The 11,627-nt window shown below is 67.7% G+C and carries 8 protein-coding genes and 1 pseudogene; 6 read left to right on the top strand and 3 right to left on the bottom strand.

Annotation, left to right across the window (positions count from 1 at the left end; translation table 11 throughout):
• Positions 1–56: 56 nt before the first annotated feature.
• Entirely contained in the window at positions 57–758 is a 702-nt protein-coding gene (locus BTH_RS02290; protein ID WP_009895393.1) for a TetR/AcrR family transcriptional regulator, read from the bottom strand.
• Between the two features lie 292 nt (positions 759–1,050).
• Between BTH_RS02290 and BTH_RS02285 the strand changes: the two genes are divergently transcribed.
• The 4 genes from BTH_RS02285 to BTH_RS02270 are packed head-to-tail and all read left to right on the top strand — an operon-like array spanning position 1,051 to position 7,773.
• The gene (locus tag BTH_RS02285) at positions 1,051–2,586 is read left to right on the top strand and encodes an efflux transporter outer membrane subunit (protein ID WP_009895391.1); all 1,536 of its coding nucleotides are present in this window, start codon (positions 1,051–1,053) and stop codon (positions 2,584–2,586) included.
• Positions 2,583–3,656 carry an HlyD family secretion protein gene (locus tag BTH_RS02280; RefSeq protein ID WP_009895389.1) on the top strand — a complete coding sequence of 358 codons (1,074 nt, stop codon included), beginning with the start codon at positions 2,583–2,585 and terminating at the stop codon, positions 3,654–3,656. The genes BTH_RS02285 and BTH_RS02280 overlap by 4 nt, the downstream gene beginning before the upstream one ends.
• Positions 3,653–6,646, top strand: a complete 2,994-nt coding sequence (locus BTH_RS02275) for an ABC transporter ATP-binding protein/permease (protein ID WP_009895387.1) — start codon at positions 3,653–3,655, stop codon at positions 6,644–6,646. The genes BTH_RS02280 and BTH_RS02275 overlap by 4 nt, the downstream gene beginning before the upstream one ends.
• Positions 6,647–6,648: 2 nt before the next feature.
• Positions 6,649–7,773, top strand: a complete 1,125-nt coding sequence (locus BTH_RS02270; protein ID WP_009895386.1) for an ABC transporter permease — start codon at positions 6,649–6,651, stop codon at positions 7,771–7,773.
• 12 nt (positions 7,774–7,785) lie between these two features.
• On the opposite strand, the gene BTH_RS33115 is transcribed toward BTH_RS02270, so the two are convergent.
• Positions 7,786–8,543, bottom strand: a protein-coding gene (locus BTH_RS33115) for an IS5 family transposase (RefSeq protein ID WP_099005207.1) whose coding sequence is annotated in 2 segments (ribosomal slippage) — positions 7,786–8,228 and positions 8,228–8,543 — 759 coding nt in all. Because the reading frame shifts where the segments join, the coding sequence is not laid out codon by codon here.
• A 136-nt stretch (positions 8,544–8,679) separates the two neighbouring features.
• Between BTH_RS33115 and BTH_RS29510 the strand changes: the two are divergent.
• Positions 8,680–8,817: pseudogene (locus tag BTH_RS29510) on the top strand (STAS/SEC14 domain-containing protein); the annotation flags it as partial.
• 84 nt (positions 8,818–8,901) lie between these two features.
• Here the strand turns inward: BTH_RS29510 and BTH_RS02260 are convergent.
• Entirely contained in the window at positions 8,902–10,194 is a 1,293-nt protein-coding gene (locus BTH_RS02260; RefSeq protein ID WP_009907225.1) for a cytochrome P450, read from the bottom strand.
• 241 nt (positions 10,195–10,435) lie between these two features.
• Here BTH_RS02260 and BTH_RS02255 point away from each other — a divergent pair, with 241 nt between their 5' ends.
• Positions 10,436–11,368: a helix-turn-helix domain-containing protein gene (locus tag BTH_RS02255; protein WP_009895365.1), complete on the top strand. Its 933-nt coding sequence runs from the start codon at positions 10,436–10,438 to the stop codon at positions 11,366–11,368.
• The last annotated feature ends 259 nt before the right edge of the window (positions 11,369–11,627 follow it).

The following is an 11,627-nucleotide window of genomic DNA, read 5'->3' as shown; positions in this document are numbered from 1 at the left end:
GAAAAGTTGACTTCCGTCAACGTTCCGCCGCGCGGCCTGCGGATTCCCGCATTTCGTCAGGTCAGCAGCTCCTCGATGAAGCGCGCGTAGTCGCGGCGCGACGCGGCGACCTCGCGCCGCGTCGCGGGCGCGGCGCGCAACGCCTGACGCAGGCAGGCCTGCGTGAGAGGCGCGACGAGCAGAAGCGGCGTGCGCGCGGCGATGCCGTCGCGCAATTCGCCCGCGTCGACGCCCTGCCGCACGAGCCGACCCACCGCCGCCGCGAGCGCATGCTCGACATGCTTGCGCCAGCGCTCGACCGCGTGCGGCGCGCGCCGGCTTTCCGAGATCAGCAGGCGCAGCATCGCGATCACCGGCTCGCTCGTCGACCACGTGTAGAGGTCGCCGGCGAGCAGATCGACGATCGCCGCGAGCGATTCGAACGCGGGTGCGGACGCGGGGGGCGCGGGAACGGCGCGCGTCGAACCCGCCGCGCTCGACGCGGCAGGCAGCGGCGGCCGCAGCGCGCGCTCGAGCAGCGCCTCGAAGATCTCGTCCTTGCTGCCGAAGTGGGTGTAGACGCCGCCCTTCGACATTCCCGCGCGCGCGGCGATGTCGTCGATCCTCGCGCCCGCGAAGCCGCTCGCCGAGAACTCGGCGAGCGCCGCGTCGAGGATCTGGCTGATGCGGATGCCGGCGGGCAAGCGGCAACGCGGCGGCCGGGCCGGCGCCTCGCGTCGCGCCGTCGCCGCCTGCCCGTTGCCGTTCCGGTTTCGCATGGTCCTTCGTCGCTTCGCCGCCCGACAGGCGGCCGTTCGTTGTGCCGTTCGTTTCGCGATGCGCGACGTCCGCGGGCGGACGCACCTGCATCGTGCATGGCGACATCTTAAAAACTGACCAGTCGGTTCCTCACTGACTCAGATCAAGATAGGACACGGTAATCGTCGGATATAAAGGGGACACGAGAGCGACGCGCATCGCGCAGCGCTTCTCCGCGCCGCGCGACGGTGAGCGTTTTCGGGAGCGCGCGGCGTCCACGAAGAACAGTCGACTCCATCGACCACCGAGGATATGACCATGCGCAACGATGCGCGTCACGACGAACGGCATCAGCGGCGGCACGCCATCGCGCGCCGCGCGTCGCGGCATGCCGCCGCGCTCGCGCTGTGCGCGGCCGTGTCGGGTTGCCTGTCGCTCGCGCCCGACTACGTGCGCAAGCCGCTGCCCGTGCCCGCTTCCTACCCCGCCTATCCCGGCGACCCGGCGGGCGCCAACGCACGCACGCCCGGCCAGCTCGACTGGCGCGCGTATTTCGTCGACCCGCGCTTGCAGGCGCTGATCGAAACGGCGCTCGCGAACAACCGCGATCTACGGATCGCCTCGCGGCGCGTCGAGCAAGCGCGCGCGGCGTACGGCATCCGCCGCGCGGACCAGTTCCCGACGATCGCCGCGAACGCCGCATACCTGCGCTTTCGCGAGCCGGGCGGCCTGCTGCTGCCGAGCCCGATCATCGGCGAGCTGTATTCGGCGTCGCTCAGCGAAGTGCAATGGGAAATCGACTTCTGGGGCCGCGTGCGCAGCCTGAAAGCGGCCGCGCTCGACACGTTCCTCGCGAGCGACGCGTCGCGCCGCGCGGTGACGATCAGCCTGATCGGCCAGGTCGCCGACGCGTACCTGTCGCTGTGCGCGTACGACGAGCGCCTCGCGCTCACGAACGAGACGATCGCGAGCCGCCGCGAATCGCTGCGGATCTTCCGGCGGCGCTACGAGGAAGGCGCGATCTCGAAGCTCGATCTGACGCAATCGGAAATCCTGCTGCAGCAGGCGCAGACGCTCGGCTCGCAGCTCCAGCAGGCGCGCGACGTGCAGCAGCACGCGCTCGACCTGCTCGTCGGCGCGAGCGCGAGCGCGGCCGGGCAGGCGCCCGCTCCGCTCGACGACGCGAGCATCGCGCCCGATCTCGCGCCCGGCCTGCCGTCCGAGCTGCTCGCGAGCCGGCCCGACGTCGTCGCGGCCGAGTATCAGTTGCGCGCCGCGCACGCGAACATCGGCGCCGCGCGCGCCGCGTTCTTCCCGCGCATCGCGCTCACGAGCTCGATCGGCACCGGCAGCACCGAGCTGCACAACCTGTTCGCGTCCGGCACGACCGCGTGGAGCTTCATTCCGAACCTGTCGGTGCCGATCTTCGACGCGGGCCGCAACATCAGCAACCTGAAGCTCGCGAACGCGCGCCGCGACGAGGCGCTCGCGCAATACGAGAAGACGATTCAGTCGGCGTTTCGCGACGTCGCCGACGCGCTCGCCGCGCGGCACTGGCTCGCCGAGCAGGTACGCATCGCGCAAGAGACGCTCGCGACGCAGACCGAACGCGCGCGGCTCGCGAAGCTGCGCTACGACAGCGGCGCCGCGCGCTTTCTCGAGGTGCTCGACGCGCAGCGCGACTTGCTGAACGCGCAGCAGCAGCTCGTGCAGACGCGCCGCGCGCTGCTGGCGAGCCGCGTCGCGCTGTACGCGGCGCTCGGCGGCCGTCTCGACGAGCCCGCGCGCGGCGCCGCGGCGCCGCGCGCCTCCTCCGAACCCTCAGCGAAACAAGGTCCGTTGTCATGATCCAAGTCACCAGGAAGCAGATCGTCGCCGCGGCGGCCGTGGTCGTGGCCGCGCTCGGCGCTTACTACGGCTGGACGCTGCTGCGCCATCAGGGGCCGGGCGACGGCTTCGCGAGCGGCAACGGCCGCATCGAGGCCACCGAGATCGACGTCGCGACGAAGCTGCCCGGGCGCATCGATGCGATCCTCGTCGACGAAGGCGATTTCGTGAAGGCCGGCCAGCCGCTCGCGAACATGCAGATCCAGGTGCTGCGCGCGCAGTACGACGAAGCGAGCGCGCAGCGGCAGCGCGCGCTGAGCACCGCGGCCGGCGTTCAATCGCAGGTCGCGCAGCGAAAAAGCGACAAGGCGGCCGCGCAGGCGATGGTCGTGCTGCGCGAAAGCGAGCTCGACGCCGCGAAGCGCCGGCTCGCGCGTTCGGAAACGCTGTCGCGCGAAGGCGCATCGTCGATGCAGGAGCTCGACGACGACCGCGCGCGCGCGCGCAGCGCGCAGGCGGCCGTGTCCGCGGCGGCCGCGCAGGTGGCCGCCGCGCAGGCCGCGATCGAGGCGACCGAGGCGCAGCTCGTCGCCGCGCATTCGGCGGTGACGGCGGCCGACGCGACGGTCGCGCGCGTGCAGGCCGACATCGACGACAGCCGGCTCGTGTCGCCGCGCGACGGCCGCGTGCAGTACCGCGTCGCGCAGCCGGGCGAGGTGCTGCCCGCGGGCGGCAAGGTGCTCAATCTCGTCGATCTGTCGGACGTCTACATGACGTTCTTCCTGCCGGAGACGGTCGTCGGCAAGGTCGCGCTCGGCGCCGACGCGCGCATCATCCTCGACGCCGCGCCGAACTACGTGATTCCCGCCACCGTGTCGTTCGTGTCGAGCACCGCGCAGTTCACGCCGAAGACCGTCGAAACCGCGAGCGAACGCCAGAAGCTGATGTTCCGCGTGAAGGCGCGCATCGATCGCGAGCTGCTGCAAAAGCACCTGAAGCTCGTGAAGACGGGGCTGCCCGGCGTCGCGTGGGTGCGCGTCGACCCGGGCAAGCCGTGGCCCGCGCAACTGATGGTCAAGGTTCCGCAGTGAGCGCGCCGAGCGTCGTTCGTTTCTCGGACGTCAGCCTGCGCTATGGCAAGACCGTCGCGCTCGACCGCATCACGCTCGACGTCCCGGCCGGTCTCACGATCGGGCTGATCGGCCCGGACGGCGTCGGCAAGTCGAGCCTGCTCGCGCTCGCGTCCGGCGCGCGCGCCCTGCAAACGGGCAGCGTCGACGCGCTCGGCGGCGACATGCGCTCGCGCCGCCATCGCGAGCGCGTGTGCCGGCGCATCGCATACATGCCGCAGGGGCTCGGCAAGAACCTGTATCCGACGCTCTCCGTCGAGGAGAACCTGCAGTTCTTCGCGCGCCTGTTCGGCCACGACGCGGGCGAGCGCCGCCGCCGCATCGACGCGCTCACGCGCAGCACCGGCCTCTTTCCGTTCCTGTCGCGGCCGGCGGGCAAGCTCTCGGGCGGGATGAAGCAGAAGCTCGGCCTGTGCTGCGCGCTGATCCACGATCCCGATCTGCTGATCCTCGACGAGCCGACGACGGGCGTCGATCCGCTCGCGCGCGCGCAGTTCTGGGATTTGATCGCCCGCATTCGCGACGAGCGGCCGGCGATGAGCGTGATCGTCGCGACCGCGTACATGGACGAGGCGCAGCGCTTCGACTGGCTGATCGCGATGAACGCGGGCCGCGTGCTCGCCACCGGCGCGCCTGTCGAGCTGCTCGCGCGCACCGGCTGCGATTCGCTCGAAGCGGCGTTCATCGCGCTGCTGCCCGAGGAGGCGCGGCGCGACCACAAGCCGGTGGAAATCGAGCCGCTGCGCGCCGACTCGCAGGCGGGCACCGCGATCGAGGCGCGCGGCCTGACCATGCGCTTCGGCGATTTCACCGCGGTCGATCACGTGAGCTTCCGAATCCGGCGCGGCGAGATTTTCGGCTTTCTCGGCTCGAACGGCTGCGGGAAGTCGACGACGATGAAGATGCTCACGGGCCTGTTGCCCGCGACCGAAGGCACCGCGCAGCTGTTCGGCAAGGAGGTCGACCCGAAGGACATCAACACGCGCCGGCGCGTCGGCTACATGTCGCAAGCCTTCTCGCTGTATAGCGAACTGACGGTGCGGCAGAACCTCGTGCTGCATGCGCGGCTGTTCGGCGTGCCGGCCGCCGAGATCGACGCGCGCGTCGACGAAATGGCGCGCCGCTTCGGCCTCGCCGACATCTACGACGTGCTGCCCGACAGCCTGCCGCTCGGCATGCGGCAGCGGCTGTCGCTCGCGGTCGCGATGGTGCACAAGCCCGAGTTGCTGATCCTCGACGAGCCGACGTCGGGCGTCGATCCGGTCGCGCGCGACAGCTTCTGGCAGTTGATGATCGACCTCGCGCGCCGCGATCTGGTGACGATCTTCATCTCGACGCACTTCATGAACGAGGCGCAGCGCTGCGACCGGATCTCGCTGATGCACGCGGGGCGCGTGCTCGCGAGCGATTCGCCGGCGGAACTCGTGCGCGCGCGCGGCGCGGCGACGCTCGAAGACGCGTTCATCGGCTATCTCGTCGATGCGTCGGCGAAGGAGGCGGATGGCGGCACGGGCGCCGGCGCGGCTCACCGCGCGGCGGGCAGCGCCCCCGCCGGCCGCGACGCGACAGGCGGCGCCGACGACGCCGCGCGCGCGCGCGGCGTCGCGCAAGCGAACGGCGCGGCCGGACGCCGGACGATCGAAGCGCCCGCGGCGGGCCCGAGCGCCGAAGTCGAGGTCGAACCGGTCGCGAACGCGCGGCCCGCAGCGGGCGTCGATACCCGAACCGCCGCCGCCTCGCGTTCCGAACCGCAGGCGCCGCCCGCCTCCGCCGCGCCCGCCTCCGCGCCGCAGCCGCCCGCTGCGTCCACCGAGCCGCCCCGTCGCGCATTCAGCGCGCAGCGCGCGCTCAGCTACATGTGGCGCGAGATGCTCGAACTGCGCCGCGATCCGGTTCGCGCGACGCTCGCGCTGATCGGCTCGCTCGTGCTGATGTGCGTCATCGGCATCGGCATCAGCCTCGACGTCGAGGATCTGACCTACGCGGTGCTCGACCGCGACCAGACCGAGCTGAGCCACGACTACGCGCTGAACCTGTCCGGCTCGCGCTACTTCGTCGAGCGGCCGCCGATCTCGGATTACGCGCAGCTGGACCGCCGGATGCGCGACGGCGAGCTGTCGCTCGCGATCGAGATTCCGCCGAACTTCGCACGCGACGTCGAGCGCGGCGCGCCCGTGCAGATCGGCATGTGGATCGACGGCGCGATGCCGCAGCGCGCGGAGACGATCCGCGGCTACGCGATCGGCATGCACACGATGTGGCTCGCCGACAAGGCGCGGCACCGCCTCGGCGTGACGCTCGCGCCGCGCGCGGAGATCGTCACGCGCTACCGCTACAACCCGGACGTGAAGAGCCTGCCGGCGATGATTCCCGCCGTGATGCCGCTGCTGCTGCTGATGCTGCCCGCGATGCTGACGGCGCTCGCCGTCGTGCGCGAGCGCGAGCTCGGCTCGATCCTGAACCTGTACGTGACGCCCGTCACGCGCACCGAATTCCTGATCGGCAAGCAGGTGCCGTACGTCGTGCTCGCGATGCTGAACTTCCTGCTGATGACGGTGCTCGCGCGAATCGCGTTCGACGTGCCCGTCAAGGGCAGCTTCATGACACTGCTGCTCGCGGTGCTGATCTTCAACGTCGTCGCCACCGGCATCGGTCTGCTCGCGTCGACGTTCACGCGCAGCCAGGTCGCGGCGATCGTGATGACGATCATCGGCACGATGATTCCGACCGTGCAGTTCGCGGGGCTGCTCACGCCGCTGTCGTCGCTCGAAGGCACCGGGCGCTTCATCGGCCTCGTCTATCCGGCCACCTACATGCTGTCGATCAGCCGCGGCGTGTTCAACAAGGCGCTGTCGCTCCACGATCTCTACTCGCAGTTCTGGCCGCTCGCCGCCTCGGTGCCGGTGATCCTCGGCGCGACCATACTGCTCTTGAAAAAACAGGAACGCTGATCATGCAGCGCCTCGCGATCGTCTACCGTCTCGGCGTGAAGGAATTGTGGAGCCTCGTGCGCGACCCGATCCTGCTCGTGCTGATCGCCTACACGTTCACCGTCTCGATCTATTCGGCCGCGACCGCGCGGCCCGACACGCTGCACATGGCGCCGATCGCGATCATCGACGAGGACGCGTCGCCGCTGTCCGCGCGGATCGCGTCGGCCTTCTTCCCGCCGCAGTTCGCGCTGCCGAAGATGGTGACGCTCGCGCAAGCCGACCGCGGAATGGACGCGGGCGACTTCACGTTCGCGCTCGACATCCCGCCGAATTTCCAGCGCGACGTGCTCGCGGGCCGCCCCGCACAGATCCAGTTGAACGTCGACGCGACGCGAATGAGCCAGGCGTTCACGGGCAACGGCTACGTGCAGCAGATCGTGAGCGGCGAAATCGACGATTTCACGCGCCGCTACCGGGCGAACGCGACGCCGCCCGTCGACATCGCGATGCACATGCGCTTCAACCCGAACCTCGACCAGACGTGGTTCGGCTCGCTGATGGAAGTGATCAACAACGTGACGCTGCTGTCGATGGTGCTCACGGGCGCGGCGCTGATCCGCGAACGCGAGCACGGGACGATCGAGCACCTGCTCGTGATGCCGGTGACACCCGGCGAGATCATGATGGCGAAGGTGTGGTCGATGGGGCTCGTCGTCGCGTGCGCGGCGGCGTTCTCGCTCGCGTTCGTCGTGCGCGGCGCGCTGCACGTGCCGATCGAGGGATCGGTCGCCCTCTTCGTCGTGGGGATGGCGATTCACCTGTTCGCGACGACGTCGATGGGCATCTTTCTCGCGACGCTCGTGCGCAGCATGCCGCAGTTCGGGATGCTGCTCGTGCTGGTGCTGCTGCCGCTGCAACTGCTGTCGGGCAGCCTGACGCCGCGCGAGAGCATGCCGTTCGCGGTGCAGGACATCATGCTCGCCGCGCCGACGACGCACTTCGTCGAGATCGGGCAGGCGATCCTCTATCGCGGCGCGGGCATCGAGACGGTGTGGCGGCAGTTCCTGATTCTGGCGGTGATCGGCACGGTGTTGTTTTTGCTGTCGTTGAAGCGGTTCAGGAAGACGATCGGGCAGATGGCTTAGGGCGTGTTCACACTATCGAAGGGCTTCGATAATCAGGGCGAAGTTGATAAAGGCAATGAACATCAAGTCGAGTTTGTCGAAGCGCGAGAAGATGCGACGAAAACCCTTCAATCGACGGAACAGCCGCTCGACTTCGTTACGACGCTTGTACATTTCCCGGTCGTATTCCCAAGGCTCGACGCGCGTACTCAACGGAGGGACGACCGGGATGAAGCCGAGATCGAGCGCGAGTTGTCGGGTTTCGTTACCTTCGTACGCCTTGTCCATCAGCAGGTGCAGCGGCCGATTCGGCGGCCCCAGGCGTTCGAGCAGTGCACGTCCCTGCGGCGCATCGCCGGCTTGACCGGGCGACAGTGCGAACGTTATGGCTGTTCGAGCATCCGCGGCAACCATATGAATCTTGGTTGTCCATCCTCCGCGAGACTTGCCGATGGCTTGAGGTCCATTTTTTTTAACGCACCGGTGCCGTCAGGATGAACCTTCACGATCGTGCTATCCAGCGATACCGCTTCAATCCGAACGCGAATGATCTGCGCGCGCTGCAACTCCGTGAACACTCGGTCCAGTACACCGTTGCGAGACCAACGGTTCATGCGCGTGTAGATCGTGTGCCAGCGGCCGAAACGTGGTGGCAGGCCGCGCCATTTACATCCGTGCTCGGCCACATAAAGGATCGCGTTGAGCACTTGCAGGTTCGACAGGCTCACATTGCCACGCTGTCGCGGCAGGCAATGTTCGATCTGCTTGAATTGGGCTTCGGAGATTTCCATCTCCGAAGCATAACCTCAAACTAATGTAGTGTGAACACGCCCTAGGCGGCACGGGCAAGCGGGATTGGAGGAATGCGGCGAATGGTGTGGCGGGACGGGCGGCGGGGTTCGTCGGCGGCGCGCGATGATGGCTGAAATCACGCGCGCCGCGGGGGTGGCCGACGCGGGCTGGATTCGCGCCTCGAGGCATCCGGCTCGGTTCTTTACGAAGGCCGAAGTCAAGGCATTCCACGTCGACGAGCCGGAACAGGCGCGCGCCTGGATCGGTGCCTGAGCGCCGCCAATCGCAGAGTAGGCGACTGCTTGCAACCGTTGACCGCCGTAAGCGGCCGACGCTCGAGCGGCGCTTTTTCCCCCGCTACGCGATCCTGGGATCGACCTGTGTGATCGCCAGGTGCATTGGTTGGGCCGGCCGGAGGGTAACGTTCAGCACGGGGTGCGGCGGCGCCGATCCATCCGGCGCAGACAGCACGAAGCGCTGCAGCAGCATGGCGGCGATGACTGTCATTTCGGCCATTGCCAGATGCTGCCCCAGGCAAACGCGAGGGCCGGCCCCAAACGGGATATACGCGCCGCGCGGCACTTCCGGCGCGTCGGGCGCGAAACGCTCGGGCCGGAACGCTTCGGGATCGGGAAACCATCGCGCGTCGTGGTGCATCAGGTGGGCCGGGATCATGAACAGCGTGCGCGCAGGCAATGCCCAGTCGCCCAGTTGAATGGCGCGCGTGGCGCGGCGGCTGATGAGCAGCGGCGCGACGGGATAGCGTCTCAACGTCTCCTTGATCGTTTGAACCAGATAACCCAGTTCCGGCAATGTCTCGGCCACGGGCGCGTTGCCTTGCAGCACACGCTGGACTTCATCGCGCGCGACGCGTTGCGCCTCGGGATTGGAAGCCATGCACCACGCCCACCATACCAGTGTCGCTGCCGTCGTTTCGTGGCCGGCGAGGAATATGGTCATGCATTCGTCGCGCACATTTTGAAGCGACAACGCCGATGCGTCTTCGCGAGATTGCAGAAGGCAAGACAACAGATCGTCGGGCCACGCGTCGCAAGCCAGTTTCAAGCGGCGCTGCAAATGCCGCTCGATCAGATCCTTCAGCGTCCTTAGCGCCTGCCGCTTCTCGCGCTTCCAGGGCATCCAGTCCGGCATGCTCGTCGGCCAATAGAACTCCGCGTTGGCCGCTGCGCTGGCCACGCGTATGGCCTGCTCGGCTACGCGCACATCCTCGCCGAGGGTGCTTGAGAATACCATTTGGAGAATCACGTCCATGGTCAACATCGTGAGCGCGCTCTCGATGTGCCAGTCGGCGTCTTCTCGCGGCCACTGCGCGAATGCCCGCGTCGCCGCCTTGACGATCGTCGGCGAAAAGCCTTGTACAGCCTTGGGCGAGAAATTGGGAACCAGCGCGTGACGTCGGGTGCGCCAAGCCTCCCCCTCTGCGGTCAGCACGCTATGCCCGTGCACCTGAGAAAGCACGCGGATGCCGCGCTCCCAGCGAATCAGCGCGTCGTGATGGGTAACGAGCAACGCGCGCGCGAGTTGCGGATCGGCGACGACCACGTCATGCTCTGGCCAGATGCGCAGATGCACGATATCGCCGTACGCTTTTTGCCATGCTGCCAATGTACCGGGCAAGTCGCGCGACATCGCTCCCAGCAGACGCCAGCCGGTGAGGCCCGCCTCCGGACCAGGCGGCCACCTACCGGACGAACCGACGGGGCGAGCCTGGGTTGGCGAGTTGCGATGAAACGGGCATTGATGCTCAGGTAGCATAGTCATGGCGTCAGGAACCTAGTGGTCGTGAACGTGATTCTGAGCCAGCGGCCACGCGTTTTCTTGAACGCAAACGACATCGACAGCCTCACCCGCCTACCTATACCGAGCGCTCATGAACACGATGCCAACCCTTTCGACCTGCCCCGATCCGCTGACGCGTGCACCGCTGGCATCGCAAGGCGATCGGCGTCCGCACGCGCGGCTTCATCTCGCCCCGCTCGGCCTGCAAGGCGCGATTGTCGCGGTGCTTTGCCGCGATACGCGCGGCTTCGTGTTGAGCGACGCGCAACGTCTGACGCACCTCCCCGCCTCGCCGATCGTAAGCCTGACGTGGTTTCAGGACGTCGATGCGGGCCAAATCGAGCCAACCGACAGGGGGCCTGAATGGCGGCCGTTTAATTCAGCGATCGTGCTTTCGGGCAGTCATTCGTATCCCACCACCTGCTGGGCGCCAACCAGCGGCCGCGCCGGGATGATCTGCTTCGAAGCGGACGCCGCCAAGGCGCTGTTTCAGATCGATCTGTCCGTCATTCAGGACGTGATCTGCGACGCGCGCGCGTTGCTCGACAGCACATGGAACGCGCTATTCGATACGTTGCTCGCCTCGAACAGCGACGCGGCCGCGCTCGCGGCGCTTCAGCATCACCTCGCGCCGCGCTGGCGCGCCGTCAATGGCGCGAGCCCGATACTGCCGTCGCTACGCGAAGCGGGCCGCCATTGGGTCAAGCGGCTCGCCTGGCAGGCACACGAATGGCGGCGCTCGCATAGTCCGCGTCACGTCGAACGGCGTATCAAGGCGTATAGCGGCCGCTCGTTGCGTGAATGGCAGTCGCTCGTCAAAACCGAGAGCTTGTTTTTCAGTGCTCGGACGCAATTCGATGCCGGAGAAGCGTTGGATTGGGCAGCGATCGCACACGACGAGGGTTTTGCCGACCAGGCGCATTTGAGCCGTGCCGTGAAACGCAGCACGGGCTTTTCCCCAAGCGATTTCGCGTGCCGATTCGCTGAGGACGAATCGTTTTGGGCCTATCGACTGTGGGTGTGATCAACGCCGAATGGCGATCGTTCTCGAACGGCCATGTTGCGATCGAAAACGGCCATTGACTGATGAACGGATGAGAAACCGCTTCGGGTCAATTCGAGCCGCTCGCCGGGGCGACAGCCGGCCGGGCTCGGCCATGAAGCGTCGTTCGACGGTATCGCGGATCTGTCCGTTGCGCTTCGGCTTCGCTCGGTTTTCCGCCGTTCGCCGACGACGCCTGTTCATATCGGCGCGGGACATTCGGCGGGCGTTGCATGTGCGC

Source organism: Burkholderia thailandensis E264, assembly GCF_000012365.1.
GTDB lineage: Bacteria > Pseudomonadota > Gammaproteobacteria > Burkholderiales > Burkholderiaceae > Burkholderia > Burkholderia thailandensis.
This window is presented reverse-complemented; position numbering and strand designations above follow the sequence as displayed.